This window comes from Streptomyces kunmingensis (assembly GCF_039533535.1).
GTDB lineage: Bacteria > Actinomycetota > Actinomycetes > Streptomycetales > Streptomycetaceae > Streptomyces > Streptomyces kunmingensis.
The window spans coordinates 415,259-433,182 of sequence record NZ_BAAATS010000028.1; the positions used below are offsets into that span (position 1 = coordinate 415,259).

Annotated in this window: 14 protein-coding genes; 11 read left to right on the plus strand and 3 right to left on the minus strand. The window is 70.2% G+C overall.

Translation table 11 applies throughout. The annotated features are described in order from the left end of the window. Positions 1–175: 175 nt before the first annotated feature. The 3 genes from ABD366_RS32895 to ABD366_RS32905 are packed head-to-tail and all read right to left on the minus strand — an operon-like array spanning position 176 to position 2,990. On the minus strand, positions 176–988 hold the full coding sequence (locus ABD366_RS32895; RefSeq protein WP_324770863.1) for a citryl-CoA lyase: 813 nt from the start codon (positions 986–988) through the stop codon (positions 176–178). Further along, positions 985–2,184, minus strand: a complete 1,200-nt coding sequence (locus ABD366_RS32900; RefSeq protein ID WP_324770862.1) for a CaiB/BaiF CoA transferase family protein — start codon at positions 2,182–2,184, stop codon at positions 985–987. The genes ABD366_RS32895 and ABD366_RS32900 overlap by 4 nt, the downstream gene beginning before the upstream one ends. Positions 2,185–2,222: 38 nt before the next feature. Then, positions 2,223–2,990, minus strand: coding sequence for an IclR family transcriptional regulator (locus tag ABD366_RS32905; RefSeq protein WP_324770861.1), 768 nt, complete (start codon positions 2,988–2,990; stop codon positions 2,223–2,225). Between the two features lie 208 nt (positions 2,991–3,198). Here ABD366_RS32905 and ABD366_RS32910 point away from each other — a divergent pair, with 208 nt between their 5' ends. The 11 genes from ABD366_RS32910 to ABD366_RS32960 all read left to right on the plus strand — a co-directional run bounded on the left by ABD366_RS32910 (position 3,199) and on the right by ABD366_RS32960 (position 17,726). Next, positions 3,199–4,701, plus strand: a complete 1,503-nt coding sequence (locus ABD366_RS32910) for an aldehyde dehydrogenase family protein (RefSeq protein ID WP_324770859.1) — start codon at positions 3,199–3,201, stop codon at positions 4,699–4,701. Beyond that, entirely contained in the window at positions 4,698–6,449 is a 1,752-nt protein-coding gene (locus ABD366_RS32915; protein WP_324770858.1) for a thiamine pyrophosphate-binding protein, read from the plus strand. The genes ABD366_RS32910 and ABD366_RS32915 overlap by 4 nt, the downstream gene beginning before the upstream one ends. Before the next feature lie 120 nt (positions 6,450–6,569). Next, positions 6,570–7,730, plus strand: a complete 1,161-nt coding sequence (locus ABD366_RS32920; RefSeq protein ID WP_324770856.1) for an ABC transporter substrate-binding protein — start codon at positions 6,570–6,572, stop codon at positions 7,728–7,730. 7 nt (positions 7,731–7,737) lie between these two features. Further along, entirely contained in the window at positions 7,738–8,607 is an 870-nt protein-coding gene (locus ABD366_RS32925) for a branched-chain amino acid ABC transporter permease (RefSeq protein WP_324770854.1), read from the plus strand. Further along, the gene (locus tag ABD366_RS32930; protein WP_324770853.1) at positions 8,604–10,436 is read left to right on the plus strand and encodes a branched-chain amino acid ABC transporter ATP-binding protein/permease; all 1,833 of its coding nucleotides are present in this window, start codon (positions 8,604–8,606) and stop codon (positions 10,434–10,436) included. The genes ABD366_RS32925 and ABD366_RS32930 overlap by 4 nt, the downstream gene beginning before the upstream one ends. Beyond that, positions 10,433–11,164, plus strand: a complete 732-nt coding sequence (locus ABD366_RS32935; RefSeq protein WP_324770852.1) for an ABC transporter ATP-binding protein — start codon at positions 10,433–10,435, stop codon at positions 11,162–11,164. Before ABD366_RS32930 ends, ABD366_RS32935 begins: the two co-directional genes overlap by 4 nt. Positions 11,165–11,258: 94 nt before the next feature. Further along, a complete protein-coding gene (locus tag ABD366_RS32940) occupies positions 11,259–12,140 on the plus strand; it encodes a shikimate dehydrogenase (RefSeq protein WP_324770850.1) in 882 nt (293 codons plus the stop codon). Between the two features lie 71 nt (positions 12,141–12,211). Then, positions 12,212–13,933, plus strand: a complete 1,722-nt coding sequence (locus ABD366_RS32945; RefSeq protein ID WP_324770848.1) for an FAD-binding protein — start codon at positions 12,212–12,214, stop codon at positions 13,931–13,933. 134 nt (positions 13,934–14,067) lie between these two features. After that, on the plus strand, positions 14,068–15,570 hold the full coding sequence (locus ABD366_RS32950) for an FG-GAP-like repeat-containing protein (RefSeq protein WP_324770847.1): 1,503 nt from the start codon (positions 14,068–14,070) through the stop codon (positions 15,568–15,570). Positions 15,571–15,708: 138 nt separating this feature from the next. Then, positions 15,709–16,515 carry a MerR family transcriptional regulator gene (locus tag ABD366_RS32955; RefSeq protein ID WP_324770845.1) on the plus strand — a complete coding sequence of 269 codons (807 nt, stop codon included), beginning with the start codon at positions 15,709–15,711 and terminating at the stop codon, positions 16,513–16,515. Further along, on the plus strand, positions 16,512–17,726 hold the full coding sequence (locus ABD366_RS32960; RefSeq protein WP_324770843.1) for a glycosyltransferase: 1,215 nt from the start codon (positions 16,512–16,514) through the stop codon (positions 17,724–17,726). Before ABD366_RS32955 ends, ABD366_RS32960 begins: the two co-directional genes overlap by 4 nt. Positions 17,727–17,924: the final 198 nt, after the last annotated feature.

Genomic DNA, 17,924 nt, shown 5'->3' on the forward strand with positions numbered 1-17,924 from the left:
AAGGTGCCTGACGGGCCGTCAGCGGTCGGCGTCGTGTGTCAGGTGGGGAGGGAGGAGAGCGAAACGAATCATGGTCCGCCAGGCGGTTCGGTCGATCCGTTGGATGGTTGCCGTTCGGCGGAAAGCTACGTTAGGGACGGGGCAGGGGTGTGACAAGGGGTCGGCAGCGACTTGTTCAGCCCTGCGGCTTGTCGGTGAGCCGCGCGGGGAGGACGGAGCGGGGCAGCGGGCCCTTGTTGCGCCGCCCCTGGCCGGTCTCCTCCCAGGCGTGGGCGAGGACTCCGACCGACCGGCTGAGGACGAACAGGCCACGCGCAAGCGGCGGTTGAAAGCCCAGCTCGGCGTAGATGACGGCGGTGGCGCCATCGATGTTCATCGGGACGGGCCGGGCCCCTTCCCGGCGGCGTGCAAGAACCGTCTCGACGGTCTGGGCGGCTTGCAGGAAGTCGCCGCCGACGACGCCGTCGGCGACGGCCCGGTCCACCAGACGCAGCAGCGGGTCGCGCCGGGGGTCGCGAGGGTGGAAGCGGTGGCCGAAGCCGGGCAGGTAGCGCGAGCGGCGCTGCCAGGCGTCCATGGTCTGCCGGGCCGCCTCGTCCCAGCCGGCCCCGGCGCCGTGCAGGGTACGGATGTCGGTGAGCATCTCCACGCACTGCTGGCCCGCCCCGCCGTGGGCGTCGCCGAGCATGTTCACCCCGGTGGCGATGGCGTTGTTCAGGCCGACCCCGCAGGTGGCGGCCATGCGGGCGGCGGCGATCGAGGGCGCCTGCGGGCCGTGGTCGACGCCGGCGACGAGGGCTGCTTCAAGGAGGGCCGACTGGCGGGGCAAGGGCAGGTCGCCGCGCAGCAGGAGCCAGATGACATCGACGAAACCGATCTCGCCGATCAGCTGCTGGATGGGCCGGTCGCGCAGCTCGATGCTGCCGGGCTCGATATGGCTGACCGCGGTGGCCCACCACTGCGCCGCCTCGTCGTGGGCGCTGGTCATGAGGCGGTCGCCTCTTCGGCTGTGGCCGCGGCCCAGGTCCGCGCCAGCTCGGCGCGTTCGCCGTTGTGCTCGCCCAGCAGCGGCGGTGGGGAAGGCGGGGCGAAAGCCTCGCCGTCGAAGAGCACGCCGTTGCCCACCACCCGCAGGGCGCGCTCCGGGCGGCCGGGGTGCGGCAAAGTGCTGACGAACCCGCGGTGCTCCAGCTGGGGTTGTTCGAGGGCCTGCGGGACGGTCAGTACGCGGGCCGCGGGCACCCCGGCGGCGTTCAGGTCGCGTTCCCAGTCGGCGGCCGGGCGCAGCGAGAGCGCGGCATTGAGCGCGGTGTTCAGTTCCTCGCGGTGGGACTTGCGGCCCTCCCGCTCGGCGAAGCGGGGATCTGTCACCAGGTGGGGTGCGCCGACGAGACGGCACAGCGTCTCGAACTGCCGTTGCTGGTTGGCGGCGATGTTCAGCGGTCCGTCGAGCGTGCGGAAGGTGCCCGAGGGGGCCGCGGTCGGGTTCTGGTCGCCCAGCGGCTGCGGAGGGATGCCGCTGACCAGATAGTTGGACACCGCCCACCCCATGGTCGACATCGACGCCTCCAGCATGGAGACGTCGAGTCTGGTGCCCTGGCCGGTGCGCTCACGTTGCAGCAGCGCGGAGGTGATGGCGAGCGCGGCCATCAGCCCACCGGTGGTGTCGCACACCGGGAAGCCGATGCGCTGGGGTGCGCTCTCCCGCGTCCCGGTCACGCTCATCATGCCGGTCAGCCCCTGGATGATCTGGTCGTAGGCGGGCGCCTCGCTCATCGGCCCGGTGTGGCCGAATCCGGAGATCGAGCAGTACACGAGCCGGGAGTTGAGCGCGGTCAGCCGTTCCGGATCGAAGCCCATCCGCGCCAGCACACCGGCGCGGAAGTTCTCCAGCAGCACGTCGGCACCCGTCAGAAGAGTCTCGAAGACGGTGCGGTCGGCGGTGTCCTTGAGGTCGAGCTCCAGCGACTTCTTGCCGGCGTTCTGGGCCAGGAAGGAGGCCCCGACGCGGTCCCGGTTGAGCGCCGCGTCGGGGCCGAGGTTGCGTGCGAGATCCCCCTGGCCCGGTCGTTCGATCTTGACGACTTCGGCGCCCAGAAGCATGAGCTGGTAACTGCAGTAGGGTCCGGCCAGCACATTCGTCAGGTCCAGAACGCGTATGCCGTCCAGTGGTCGTCCGTGCATGTACGTCTCCTTCCGGGCGCCGGTACGGCGCGCGTGGGTTAGGTGCGCGGCCCCAGGGGGTGGGTGAATCCCTGGGAGGCGATCCGCGCGGCGACCTCCGCGAGGTCGCGGGCGAACTCCTCGATCGCGCTGTCGGGGATACGGGCGCTGGGACCGCTGAGGGACAGGGAAGCGACCACCACCCCCGACTGGGAACGGATGGGCACGGCCACAGCGGTGAGGCCGATGTCGCGCTCGCCGTGACTGGCCGCGAAACCGTGCTCGGCGGTCTCGTCGGCCCACAGCCGCAGCTGCTCGGCGTGGGCCGCCCCGTGCGGTGAGGCGGCCGCGACGCGCTGCAGCAGTCCGTCGGTGGCGCCGACCAGCAGCACCTTCGACGAGGCGCCCGCCCACAGCGGGAGCTCGTCGCCCACGCGCACGACGTGGCGCAACGGCTGCGGGCTCTCCTGCTGGGCGACGCACACCCTGTGGATGTCGCGCCGGATCATCAGGTTGGCCGTCTCGCCGCGCCGGTCCGACAGCTCCCGTAGCAGCTTCTGGGTGTCGGGGGGCAACTCCCAGCTGGTGTGGGCCAGATGCGCCCAGCGCCACAGGCCGGGACCGGCGGTGTAGCCGCCGGGTGTCGCCCACAGCAGCCCGTACTGCTCCAGGGTCTGCACCAGGCGGACCACCGTCGTCTTGGGCAGACCGGTGGCCTCGACCATGTCCCGCAGCGGGACCGTGGGCTGATCTTCAGTCAGCAGCGACAGGATGTCCAGAGCGCGCCGCACACTGCGTACCCCGCCCGCTCCTTGCTCCGCGTCCATGTCTCCTCCGTGTGTCAGGGGCGAACCGCCGTCCGATCGGTGACGGCGGTAGTGCGCCAGCTTCCAACAGCGGTGCTGTCAGGGGAAATCGGCGTTCTGAACTTCCTTGCGCTGACCTCTTGCCACGGCCTCTCGGCGCCCGTACGTTACACGCCAGTCCACAGAGCAGTCCACGGAAACCGCTACATGGTTTTTCTCTGGAGATGTGATGCTGCAAGACCTCCTCAAAGCAGCCGAGACGACCGATGTGGTCGGCGCCCTGCCTCTCATCGCCGGAACCTGGGGCGGAGAAGGTCCGCCACTGGAACGCACCGGTCCCTACCTCAGACGCACCGTCAGTCAGGCCCCCACTGCCACCGAGGCCGACATCGCCCGGGCCCTGCACCACAGCAACCGGTACGCCGACGCCGTCGCCTCGCTGGCGCCCGCCGCCCGCGCCGACATCCTCCAGGCAGCGTCCCGCGCCGCGACCGTCCACCGTGACCGGCTCGCCCGGCTGCTCGCCCTGGAACTGGGCAAGCCCCTCAAGGACAGCCGCACCGAGATCGACCGGGTCGCCTCCACCTTCGCCGTCTGCGCCGCCGAGGCCCGCCGGATCGACGGCGAGAACCTTCCGGTCGCAGGCTGGGACACCGGCATCGGCAACACGGCCCTGACCTACCGGGCCCCGGCCGGCGTCGCCCTCGCCATCACCCCGTTCAACGCACCGGCCAACCTCCTCGCCCACAAGCTCGGCGCCTCCTTCGCCGCGGGCAACACCACCCTCGTCAAGGCCCCGCCCCAGGCCCCCGCGATCTCCACCGCGATCGTGGCCCTTCTGCTGGAGTCCGGCATGCCGCACCAGGCGGTCCAACTCCTGCACGGCGGCGGGGACATCGGCGCGGCCCTGTGCGCCGCCGAGGAGGTGAGCGTCATCAGCTTCACCGGCAGCGCCGCCACCGGCGCCGCCGTGGCCCGCGCCGCCGGATCCAAACGCCTCGCCCTCGAACTCGGCGGCAACGCCGCCACCGTCGTCTGCGAGGACGCCGACGTCGAGACGGCCGCCGCCCTGTGCGCCAAGAACGGCTACAGCAACAGCGGCCAGAGCTGCGTCTCCGTGCAGCGCGTCTACGTGCACCGCAGCCGCTTCGACACCTTCCTCGACGCCTTCACCGCCGCCGTCGACACCCTCACCATCGGCGACCCCCTCGACGAGGGCACCGACATCGGATCGATGGTCGACGAGAACGCCGCCGAACGCGTCGTGCAATGGTCCAAGGAGGCCGCAGGGCTCGGCGCCAGTGTGGTCCGCGGAGGCACGCGCGACGGTGCCACCGCCGCCCCCACCATCATCGCCGCACCACCCGCACACGCCTCCGTCGTCGTGCACGAGGTGTTCGGCGCACTCGTCGCCGTCATCCCCTACGACGACTTCGACACGGTCGTCGACGCCTGCAACGCCAGCCGCTACGGACTCCAGGCCGGCCTGTTCACCCATGACATCCGCCGGATCCTCACCGCCTGGCGGCGCCTGCAGGTCGGCGCCCTGATCGTCAACGGCTCCTCCAACTACCGCCTCGACCACATCCCGTTCGGCGGTGTCAAGGACTCCGGCTTCGGCCGTGAGGCACCCCGCTGGCTCATCGACGACTACACCGTCGTCAAGACCCTCATGCTGCGCGGCCTGTCCGTCTGGGGCGAGCACCGCGAACTGCCCAAGGAGACCTCGTGAGGACCGTCACCGCTGCCGAAGCCCTCGTCGCCCAGCTCGAGTCCTACGGCGTCGAGTACGTCTTCGGGACCTGCGGGCACACCAACATCGCCCTCCTGGACGCGCTCGGCCCCAGCTCCATCGAGTTCGTCATCGCCCGCCACGAACAGGCCGCCGCCCACGCCGCGGACGGCTACGCCCGCGCCACCGGCCGCCCCGGCGTCCTGCTCACCCACGTCGGGCCCGGCATGATGAACGCCGTCACCGGAGTCGCCACCGCCGCCCTCGACTCCGTGCCCCTGGTCGTCATCACCGGCGACGTCCCCTCCTACTACTACGGCCGCCACCCCCACCAGGAGGTCAACCTCCACGCGGACGCCGACCAGACCGCGATCTACCAGCCGTTCTGCAAGCGCACCTGGCAGGTGCAGCGCGTCCAGGACCTGCCCCGCACCACCGAGCGCGCCTTCTGGACCGCCACCAGCGGCCGCCCCGGCACCGTTCTGATCAACATCCCCATGGACCTGCTCAGCCGACCGGTCACGCCCTACGACGGCAGCCACCCGCTGCCCGAACACCTGGGCGCCACCGGCCTGGACGAGGCGACCGCCGACCGGATCGCCGAGGCACTGCTGCGGGCCGAGCGTCCCCTCCTCTACTTCGGCGGCGGACTGCGCAGCCCCCGCGCCCGCACCGCACTCCTGAACCTGGCCGAGCACCTCGACATCCCCCTGGCCCACTCCCTGATGGGCAAGGGCGCCATCGCCGACCAGCACCCCCTGCTCCTTGGCATGCCTGGCTTCTGGGGCCTGGAGACCACCCACGCACACACCAAGGGCGCCGACCTCGTCCTCGCCCTCGCCACGCGCTTCGCCGAGACCGACGCCAGCTCCTGGGACGCCACCCACACCTGGAACTTCCCGCCCAGCAAACTCATCCAGATCGACATCGACCCCGCCGAGATCGGCCGCAACTACCCGGTCCACATCGGCGCCGTCGCCGACGTCGCACTGGCCCTGGAAGCCGTCGGCGCCGCCGTCCACGCCCGGCAGACCAGCCCCGTCATCCGCCCCGGTCTGCGCGACACCATCGCTGCCGCCCGGCGCAGCGTGTTCGACGCGGCCATGGACGCCGGCCGCAGCGACACCTTCCCGCTGCGCCCCCAGCGCATCCTCACCGACCTGCGCGAGTCGCTCCCCGCCGACGCCGTACTGGTCACCGACGTCGGCTGGAACAAGAACGGCGTCGCCCAGTGCTACGAGCTGCCCGAGCAGGGCCGCTTCATCACCCCCGGCGGCGCCTCCACCATGGGCTTCGGCCCGGCCGCCGCGGTCGGAGTGCAGATAGCCAAGCCCGACAAGGTCGTCGTCGCCCTGATCGGGGACGGCGGCATGAGCGCCCAACTGCCCGCCGTTCCCATGGCCGTCGAACAGGGCGCCCCGGTCATCTTCGTCGTGATGAACAACCGCGCCCATGGCACCATCGCCGACCTGCAGGCCTCCTCCTTCGGCCGCTCCTACGGATGCGAGTTCACCGACGCCGACGGGCAGTCCTACAGCCCCGACTTCGCCCAGTACGGGCAGGCCTGCGGCGCCGACGGTTACAGCGTCACCAGCCCCGCCGAACTGCGCAAGGCGCTGGAGAACGCCATCGAGCGCCGCCGCCCCGCCGTTCTCGACGTACCGATGGTCAACGAACCGGTGCCCACCCCCGGCCACTGGAACATCAAGGACATCTACGCCGGGCACTTCCCGGCCGACACGCTCTGAGCCCCGCGCCCCGCGCCCCGCGCTCGCATCACCCCTGCCCGCCGCGACAGGGCCGGCGGGGGAACGAGTCGCCTCCCCCCACTTCCTGTCCAGCATTCCGCCTGATTACGAGGTGACCGCATGAACCGCTCCGCCCGCCCCCTCGCGCCACGTCCCCTGCTCATCGGGGCCATCGCCCTCGCGGCAGCCGTGACCGCCTGCAGCGCGCCCGGAGAGTCGACCGACACATCGGACTCCGACTCCGGCCCCATCAAGATCGCCGTCGTCGACGCGCGCAGCGGCCAGCTCTCCTCGCTGGGGGAGTGGGAGTACAAGGGAGCCAAGCTCGCCATCGACGAGTGGAACAAGAAGGGCGGCATCAACGGCCGCAAGATCCAGATGAAGTCGTTCGACTCCCAGGGCGACCCCACCACCGGCACCAACCTGGCCCGCAAGATAGCCGGCGAGAAGTACATCGCCATGATCGGTACCGCGGAGAGCGCCGTCACCGTAGCCATGGCCCCGGTGCTCAAGCAGTCCCAGATCCCCAACATCACCTCCGGGCAGGCCGACGCCCTCGTCGCGCAGAAGAGCCCGTTCCTGTTCCTCAACGGGCCCACCAGCACCACCTACGACAGCACCCTCGCCAAGTTCCTCATCCAGGGCCAGAAGTTCAAGAAGATCGCGATGATCACCAACAACGGCTCCTTCGGCAAGGGCGAGCACGACGCCTTCGCCAAGGCCGCCAAGGGCCTCGGTGTCACCCCGGTCTCCGATCAGGTCGTCACCACCGACCAGAAGGACTTCAGCGCCGCCCTCACCAAGATCCGCTCCGCCGGGCCGGACGTCATCTTCATCGGATCCGAAGAGGTCGAGGCCGGCCTCATCGTCAAACAGGCCCGCGACCTGGGCATCGACGCGCCCTTCGCGGGAGCGGCCCCGCAGGGAACCCCGGTCTTCATCGACACCGCCGGAAAGAAGGCCGTCGAGGGCACCTTCGTCAGCTCCCCCTACCTCAGCAACGAGATCAGCCCCGCCGCCCAGAAGTTCGCCGCCGCCTACAAAGCCGCGTACGGCGAGGAGGCGGAACTGCACGGCGCCAAGGCCTACGACGGCACCAACATCGTGCTCACCGCGCTGAAGAACAGCGACGTCGCCACCGGCAAGAAGCTCGCCGACGCCATCCGCGCCACGCAGTACGACGGTCTCCTCGGCGAGTTCCGCTTCGGCGAGGACGGTGTCGGCATCACCAGGACCACCATCGGCGTCATACGTGACGGCAAGCTCGTCGAACACAAGTGAGGCCGCTGTGCAGGACACCTTCCAAACCCTCGTCAGCGGGCTCAGCCTCGGCGCCGTCTACGCCCTGGTCGCCATGGGCTTCTCGCTCGTCTACCGCACCATGGGGCTGGTCAACTTCGCCCACGCCGACATCGCGATGATCGGCGCGTACGCCGCGTCCACCTTCTACCTCACCTCCAAGCTGCCCTTCGCCGTCGCCATGATCGTGGCCATCCTCGTCACCGGCGCCATCGGCCTGGTCATCGAACGCGTCCTGCGGCCCTTGGAGAACAAGGACTTCGACCTGATGCTGATCGGCACGATCGGCTTCGGCATCGTCCTCCAGGCCGTCGCCATCCTCATCTGGGGCACCACAGGACGCGCCGTCCCCTCACCCCTGGCCTCCGCACCCCTGGACGTCTTCGGCATCCGCATCCGCACCTACGACCTGCTGGTCATGGGCGTCGCCGCACTCGCCGTCGTCGCCCTGAGCTTCTTCCTGTCACGCACCAAGCGCGGCGCCGCCATGCAGGCCGTCGCCATGGACCACGAAGCCGCCACCGCCGTCGGCATCGACGTCGGCCGCAGCAACGCGCTCGCCTTCGCCATCGGCGCGGGCCTCGCCGCCCTCGCCGGCGGCCTGGTCGGCCCCATGCTCTACGTGGACGCCACCCTGGGCGGCGCCCTGGGCATCAAGGGCTTCGCCGCCGCCATGCTCGGCGGCTTCGGCTCCATCAACGGCGCCGTCGTCGGCGGTATCGCCATCGGCGTCCTCGACTCCTACGCCGCCGGCCACTTCCAGGGCTACTCGGTCCTCGTGACGTTCCTGGTGTTCACGGTGGCGATCATGATCCGGCCCACCGGCATCTTCGGCGAAAGGACGGTCAGCCGCGCATGAGAACACGCCTCGCCGGCCTCGCCGCGATCCTGATCGCGGCCTGGGCCCTGCCGTACGGCCTGGGCACCTACACCATCCACGTCGTCAACATCGCCCTCATCTACGCCCTGCTGGCCATCGGCATGGGCCTGGCCATGGGCATCTCCGGCCAGATCAATCTCGCCCAGGTCGCCTTCTTCGGCGTCGGCGCCTACGGCGTCGCCATTCTCACCACCCACTCCGGCCACGGATTCTGGGCGGCCGCCGTCCTCGCCCTGCTCGCCTCCCTCGCCATCGGCCTGTTCGTCGGCATCCCCGCCCTGCGCATGCAGTCGCACTACCTGGGCATCGTCACCCTCGGACTGGCTCTCGGCTTCATCAACTGGATCACCAACGCCCACATCACCGGCGGCGCCGACGGCATCTCCGGCATCCCCGTGCCCACCCTGCCCGGCATCGACCTGTCCAGCGAATACCTCTACTACTACCTCGAAGTCATCGTCTTCGCCCTCGGCCTGCTCTTCGGACTCTTCGTCGTGCACACCTCGCTCGGCCGCCGTCTGCGCGCCATGCGCGACGACTCCCTCGCAGCGGGCGCGATGGGCGCCGAGATCCCGCTGCTGCGCATGACCGCCTTCCTCCTCGCCAGCCTCTACGGCGGACTCGCCGGCATCCTCTACAGCGGCCTCATCCGCTACGTCGCACCCGAGACCTTCTCCATCAGCAACATGTTCATCCTGCTCGCCATGGTCGTCATCGGCGGGCGCCGCTCCCTGGTCGGCTGCGTCATCGGCGCCATCGGACTCACCCTCGTGCGTGAATGGCTCTCCGACTTCTCCACCTACGCCCAACTCGGCTACGGCGTCGTCGTCGTCCTCATGGTCGTCTTCGCCCCCACCGGACTCGCCGGCATCCCCGCCCGGATCCGAGCCCAGTACCGACACCGGCGCGGCCGTCGCGGCACGCGGGCCGAACTCCGCCCCTTCACTCCCTACGAACCCGCACCGATCGCCCCGCAGAGCGCACTGCTGCGCATCGACAACATCAGCAAGCACTTCCGGGGTCTGCGGGCTCTGGACGACGTCTCCCTCACCGTCGACTCGGGCGAGATCCGTGGCATCGTCGGCCCCAACGGCTCCGGCAAGACCACCCTGTTCAATGTCATCAGCGGCTTTTATCGGGCCACTTCGGGCGCGGTCCACTTCGCCGACTCCGACACCACCACCGCCCGCCCGTACGCCCTGTCGCTGGCCGGCATGGCCCGTACCTTCCAGAACCTGCGTCTGTTCGGCCAGCTCACCGTCCGCGAGAACGTCCTGGTGGCCCTCGACCGCTCGCGCACCCGCACCATCTGGCGTTACGCCGTATGGCAGCCCGGCATCATGCGGCAGGAACGCCGCCTGCGCGCCCAGGCGGACGCCATCCTGGAACGCTACGGCCTGACCGACTTCGCCGGCGCGGCCCCCACCTCCCTGCCCTACGGCATCCAGCGCCGCATCGAGATCGCACGGGCCATGGCCGGCAGCCCACGTCTGCTGCTGCTCGACGAACCGGCCGCCGGCCTCAACGGCGAAGAGGTCCAGCAGCTCGTCCGCATCGTCCGCTCCATCCGCGACAGCGGCACCACAGTCATTCTCATCGAGCACAACATGGGTCTGGTCATGTCGCTGTGCGAAAAGATCACGGTGCTCTCCAGCGGCAAGGTCATCGCGGAAGGCACGCCGCAGGAGGTCGTCGCCACCCCCGAGGTCATCGAGGCCTACCTGGGCGACTCCGACCTGAACGACCTCGAGGCGGAGCAGGCCGCGGACACCGGCCGGCCCCGGCTCACCAAGGAGGCCACCTCGTGAACACCACCCCCGGCTCGGCGCCCCGCCTCACCGTAGAAGATCTCAGCGTCCACTACGGGGGCGTCTGCGCGGTGAGCGGCATCGGATTCACCGTGGAACCCGGCCAGTCCGTCGGCGTCATCGGAGCCAACGGCGCCGGCAAGACCTCCACCCTCAAAGCGCTCATGGGGCTCGTGCCGCGCACCAGCGGCCGCATCACGCTGGGCGACACGGACCTGTCCAGGGCCAAGGCCCGCGACATGGTCCGCCACGGGATCGGATACGTCCCCGAGGGACGCCACGTCTTCTCCGGCCTGCCCGTGGAGAAGAACCTTCTGCTCGGAGCCTACGCACGGACCTGGAACAAGGAGGTCCACCAGCAACTCGACGAGATCTACGACCTGTTCCCGGTCCTGGGGGAGATGCGCCACCGGCTCGCCGGCGCCCTCTCCGGCGGCCAGCAGCAGATGCTCGCCATGGGCCGCGCCCTGATGAGCCGGCCTCGCCTGCTGATCCTGGACGAACCGTCGATGGGACTGTCCCCCAAACTCGTCGGCAGCATCCTCGACGTGCTGCTCCGGCTGCGCACCGAGGGCCTGAGCCTGCTGCTGGTGGAACAGAACGCCAAACTCACCTTCGGTGTCACCAGCCACTGCATCGTCATGGAGAACGGCGAGGCCGCCATGGCGGGCAGCTCCGCCGAGCTCAGCCACGACCACCGCGTCCGCGAGGTCTATCTCGGCCTGTAGAGCGCCGAAATCCGAGCACGACGGCTTCACGCGCCAAGCTCGACCTGATATTGATAACGAACTGGTTAGTCCATAGCGTGCGCGCGGAGCTGCCGTGACTCAGAACTCCTATTTGCTGGCCCTCGTCGGTACGGGCATCGAGCAGTCCCTCAGCCCTGAACTTCATGAACGTGAAGCCCGCCGGCACGGCCTCAGGTGCCTCTACCGTCTCCAGGACCTGAACCCGCCCCCCGACGAGGCGGGCGACCGCCTGGGCGAGCACATCGGCCACGCCCGCCTGGTCGGTTTCTCAGGGCTGAACATCACCCACCCCTACAAGCAGCTCGTCATCCCCCACCTCGATCAACTGTCCCCCGCGGCAACCCGGGTGGGCGCGGTCAACACCGTCGTCTTCACCCGGGACGCGGGAGCCGTCGGCCACAACACCGACATCGCGGGCTTCGCAGCGGCATTCACCCGCAACATGCCCGACGCCCGCACCGAGAGCGTCGTGCAACTGGGAGCCGGCGGCGCCGGTGCGGCCGTGGGAAACGCACTGCTCGACCTCGGCGTCCGTCATCTCGTGATCACGGATCCGAACCGGGACCGGGCACACACCCTCGCCAAGGCCCTCAACGAACAGGCCGGCGCCGAGCGGGCACGGGCCTGCACCGCGGCGGAGGCCGACGAGCAACTGTCACACGCCGATGGTCTGGTCAACGCCTCACCCGTAGGCACGGAACACCACCTGCAACTGCCTGTGCCCGCCCGGTCGCTGCATCCCGGTCTCTGGGTCGCGGACGTGAACTACCACCCGCTGTGGACGCCGCTCCTGCACACCGCCCACGCCCTGGGATGCACCGTCCTCCACGGTGGAGGCATGCTCGTCCACCAGGCAGCAGACGCGTTCCGCCTCTTCACCGGACGGGACCCCTCCACCTCCCACATGCTCGCCGACTTCGCCGAGATCACCGCTGACGTCCAGGCCCACACCTGACCCGCCAGAAGGGCCACCTGGACAAGAGCCACCTGGACATAGGCCACTTGGACAAGAAGGGCACGCACCGCATGACGGACCACTGGCATCACGAGACCGATCTCCTTGTCCTCGGCTCCGGCGCGGGCGGGCTCGGCGCGGCAGTCGTCGGTGCCCAGGAAGGCCTCCGCGTCCTCGTACTGGAGAAGACCGAGTGGCTCGGCGGCACCACCGCCTACTCGGCCGGCACCGCCTGGATCCCGGGCCACCGCCACCAGCCCGATCCCGCCGCCGACACCGAAGCGGCCCGCCAGTACCTCGACGCCCTGATCCAAGACCGCGCCCCGCGAGCGCTGCGCGAGAAGTACCTCGCACACGGACCAAAGGTGCTCGATTACCTGGAGAAGCAACTCGGCGTGGGCTTCCGGCACTCCAGGACCGTCGTCGACTACCACCCCGAGATACCCGGCTACGGAGTCGGCCGCGCCCTGGAACCGCACACCTTCGACGGGCGCAGGCTCGGCCGGACACACTTCGCCCGCATCCGGCGCCCGGTCCTGGAGTTCGCCCTCTTCCGCGGCACCCTCATGGTCCGCCGTGCCGAGGCCGACGAACTGCTCGGCATCTTCCGCGGTTCGGCGCGCGGCATCGGCGTGGCCCTGCGCCTCGGTCTGCGATGGGCCGGGGACCGGGCCGCCGGCCGGCCCCGCGGCACCCGCCTCACCATGGGCAACGCCCTCGTCGCACACCTCTACCACCAACTGCTGCGCCGCCGCGGCGAGGTCTGGTTCACCGCCCGCACCACCGAACTGATCACCGATCACACCGGCCGCGTGGTCGGGGCGGCCGTCTCGCACCGGGGCCGCGCCGTCCGGGTAACCGCACGCAGGGGCGTCGTCCTGGCCACGGGCGGATTCCCCGCCGACGCCGCGCTGCGCGCCGCCCATCTGCCCACGCCGACACCGCAGTTCACCCCGGCGGCCGAGAGTGCCACCGGCGACTCGCTGGCCCTCGCCCGCGCGGTGGGCGGCGCCTCGGGCGCCCCGCATGACGACAACGCCCTGTGGTTCCCCAGCTCCATCGGCCGTCGCCGGGACGGCTCCACCGCGGTGTTCCCGCACATCTGGGACCGAGGCAGACCCGGCATCATCGCGGTCGACGCGGCCGGCCGCCGCTTCACCGACGAGTCCGTCTCCTACCACCGCTTCGTGCGCGCCATGTACACCGGACACATCCGCACACCTTCGATACCGGCCTGGCTGGTGACGGACTCTCACACACTGGCGAGATACGGCCTCGGCATGGTCCGCCCGCACACCCTCGGCCCCTTTCTCAAACGTCACATCAGCTCCGGCTACCTGCGCACAGGGCGCACGCTCCAAGATCTCGCTGCCATCACCGGTATCGACGCGCGCGGCCTGGCGGCTACGGTCGCCGACAGCAATCGTGCCGCGTACAAGGGCGCCGAGGATCCGTTCGGCAAAGGGGAGAGCCCTTACGGACGCCAGTACGGGGACCCGGACCACATCCCGAACGTCAACCTCGGCCCGATCGAGAAGGGTCCCTTCTACGCGATCGAGGTCGTTCCCACCCCCTTGGCCACCTCCCTGGGCCTGCGCACGAACACCGATGCGCAAGTCCTCGGCGACGACGACGTACCGGTCCCGGGCCTCTACGCCTGCGGCAACGACGCCCACTCCATGGCGGCATCGGAGTATCCGGGCCCCGGTTGCCAGATCGGTTCCGCACTGGTCTTCGGCTACCTCGCCGCACGCCACGCTGCGCGGAGCGGCGGTGAGAAGGAACCCGTATGAGGTGTGGGCCGCCGGTGAATCCGTACAACCTTCATCCACTCCGCGAAGTCTCCTGTGCGTCACCTGTTCACCCGTGTGTCACCTGTTCGTGTGCGCGGGGGTTCACAGCTCGCCAGAAACTCCGGAGACTTCTCGTGCATCAACGCTTGCGTATCGCTCTCGCCACCGGCGCCGTCGTCGCCCTGACCGGAGGGCTGCTCGTCGGCGCCGCCGGGGCGGGGTCCGCCGCCACGCCGAAGGTGGAGAGCGACTTCAACGGCGACGGCTTCCGCGACGTCGTGGTCTCCGCACCCGGCGCCCGGGTCGCGGGCCTTCCCCGGCCCGGGACCGTCTCCGTGCTGTACGGGTCGGCGAACGGCGCCGGCGCCGCCCGGCACCAGACCCTCGACCAGAACACCCCGGGCATCCCGGGCGTGGCCGAGGCCGGGGACTACTTCGGCACCGCGACCGCCGCCGGCGACTTCAACTCCGACGGGTACGCGGACCTCGCGATCGGCGTCACGAAGGAGGACGTCGGCAGCGACAAGGACAACGGCCTCGTCGAGATCGTGTGGGGCTCGCCGTCCGGGCTGACCGGCGGCGCCGACGTCGTCGACCCGGCACCGACGCAGCACGACCGCTACGGCCAGTCCCTCGCGGCCGGCGACTTCGACGGCGACGGCCGCACCGACCTGGCCGTCGGCACGTCCTCCGGCACCCTGCACGTCTTCTCCAAGGGCATCTCCCGGACCGGCAAGCCCGGCGCCCGGGCCGCCCTCGCTCTGCCCCTGTACTCCAACACCCACGCCGGCATCCTCAACCTCACGGCGGGCAACGTGAACAGGGACGGCCGCACCGACCTCTTCGTCACCGGCCAGAGCCGCAACGTCTCCGGTGGCAAGCACCACGAGGTCAACTACTACCTGCCCGGCGCGAGCGGCGGCCCCAAGGCGTCCTCCGCCAAGCTGATGCCCAGCGGCTCCAACAGCGCGATAGGCGACATCGACGGCGACGGCTACGGCGACATCGCCACCGGCACATGGTGGGCCACGGTCGGCCCGGACAAGCTCCCCGCCGGCAAGGTGGTCGTCACGTACGGCGGGAAGAACGGCCCCTCCTCGCGCACCCAGACCATCACCCAGGCGTCCGGGGCGATCCCCGGCGACCCGGAGAAGTGGGAGAAGTTCGGCGCGGACGTCGCGCTCGGCGACGTCAACGGCGACGGCAAGATGGAGCTGGCGGTCGGCACCCCGCAGGAGAACCTGAGGGTGGCCCCCGGCGGCTCAGGCGTGATCTACGGGGCCGGCACCGTGACCGTGCTGCGCGGCTCGGCGTCCGGCGTCGACACCACGAACTCCGTGCAGTGGATGTGGCAGGGCACCGCCGGCGTCCCCGACAACGGCTGGCGCTCCGGGCGGTTCGGCGGCGAGGTCTACCTGGCCGACCTGAACAAGGACGGGAAGGCCGACCTGCTCTCCGGCGCGCGCGGCGACAACAACTCGGACGGCTCGCTCACCACACTGCCCTCCGACGGCACGGCGATCGGTACGGCCGGCGCTCAGTACATCGGCCCGAAGGACCTCGGCATGGACTGGGTCGGCATCCCGCAGCTCGGTACGGCCGTGAACGGCTCGCGCCCGGTGGACACCGTCTACTGATCTGAGCCGGGCGGCACCGTGGCTCGACCCGGGGCGTGAATGCGGGGGCCACCGCCTTCACCTCCGGGGCCAGCGAGTGCGAGTTGACCCTCCCCTTACGTCAGGCTTGAGGCTGAGTACTGACGAAAGGGCAGGTGGATGAGTTACTCCGTGGGGCAGGTCTCGGCGTTCGCCGGGGTGACGGTGCGGACACTGCACCACTACGACAAGGCGGGGCTGCTCTCGCCCAGTGACCGCAGCCCCGCCGGATACCGGCTCTACGGTGAGGCCGACCTGGTCCGTCTCCAGCAGATCCTCTTCTACCGTGAGCTCGGCTTCCCCCTCGAAGAGATCGCCGCGATCTTCAAGGATCCGCAGGTGAACCCCTTGGAGCGGCTTCAGGCCCGGCAGCGGCAGCTGAGCGAGGAGATAGCCAGGCTGCAGCGGCTGGTCGAGGTGGCGGAACGGGCGATGGAGGTCCAGAGGACCGGGGTGTCCCTGACTCCGCAGGAACGCTTCGAGGTCTTCGGCGAGATCACCTTCGATTTGAGCTACGCCACCGAGGCAGAGCTGAAGTGGGCGCGCTCGGAGGGACAGCGCGAGGCGATGGCGCGCGCGGCCGCTCACACCAAAGAGGACTGGCGCCGGCTCATGGGCGAGGCCGCCGTCTGGCGCGCGGAGTTGCTCGCGGCCTTCGACGAGGGGGAGCCGAGCACCGGCGAGCGGGCCATGGACCTCGCCGAGGAGCACCGCTTGCACATCTCACGATGGTTCACCTCCTGCCCGCCCGACAGGCACCGGCGCATCGCGGACGACTTCGTCGCCGACCCGCGCGCCTTCGCCCTGGTCGTACCGCCGTCGCAGCAACGCCCGGGCCTGGCCGCCTATACGCGCAAGGCGGTGCACGCCAACGCGGCCCGCCACCCAGCCGGCCCCGCCGCTTCCGATTCCGAGGAGAATCGATGAGGATCCTGATCGCCGCGGCCGGATCGCGCGGCGACGTCGCGCCCTACACAGGTCTGGGCGCCGAACTGCGCCGGGCCGGATACGACGTCGCCCTCGCCACCACCGACACCTTCGCACCCCTAGTGCGCGACGCAGGGCTGAAATTTCGCAGCCTCCCCGCCGACACACGAGCGCGCGGCGGCGTCACAGGCAAACGGGAACTGATGCGCACCGCCGCCGCGTTCATCACCGACCTGGGTCAGGGCTTCGCCGACGTGGTGGACGACGGCACGGACCTGCTCCTGCTGTCGACCACCACGGCTCCGCTCGGCTGGCACCTCACCGAGGCCACCGGCACACCGAGCCTCGGGGTGTACCTTCAACCCACCGCACCTACCGGCGACTTCCCGCCCGTCGTCACAGGCTCCCGCTCACTGGGCCGTCTCGCCAACCGGGCAACCGGACGCTTCGCACTGCGGATGGCCGACCGCGTCTACGAACAGGCCGTCGCACAGCTGCGCCACCGCCTCCAGCTACCCCCGGCCTCACCTTCCGCAATGCGTCGACGCCAGGAACAGGCGAACTGGCCCATCGTGCACGGCTTCAGCACGGCCCTGGTGCCCCGCCCCTCCGACTGGCGCCCGGGCCTGGAGATCGTGGGCAACTGGTGGCCCCACCACGCCGCGACCGAGCAACTGCCCACCGAACTCGAGGACTTCCTGACGGCCGGACCCCGGCCCGTCCTCATCGGCTTCGGGAGCATGGCGTCCGGCGACGGGGAACGGCTGAGCGAGATCGCCGTGCGAGCCCTGCGCCGCGCAGGACTGCGCGGCATCCTCCAGGCCGGCAGTGCCCAGCTCGCCGCCGACGGGGACGACGTGCTCACCATCGGGGACGTACCGCACGCCTTGCTGTTTCCACGGCTGGCTGCGGTGGTCCACCATGGCGGGGCCGGCACCTCGGCCGCCGCGTTGCGCGCCGGAGTGCCCGCGGTCACCGTACCGGTCACCGCGGACCAGCCGTTCTGGGCGGGGCGGCTTGCCGCCATCGGCGCCGCCACGGACCCGATCCCCTTCCGATCCCTCACCGCCGAACGGCTTGCCGACTCACTTCACCGAGTAGTGAAACAGCAGGCATACAGTCGAGCCGCCGCAGAGGCGGCGCACCACCTGATGACCGAGGACGGAGCGGGTCAGGCACTCAAGGTCGTCCAGCAACTGACCGAGGGATGACACCGATCCGTTTCTCCCGCGTGGGCGGTGCCAGTTCGCCTGTCATGCCGCCGGCCGCGACGAGCCGTTCGCGCACTTCGTCGGGCCGGTGATCAGCCCAGGAACCGCTACGAAGTCCTCCCCGCCCTCCTCGGGGCCTCGGCTTTGACAAATCGGAGAGCGTCTCCGTATCGTCGAGCGCAATGAAGCGGACGCACT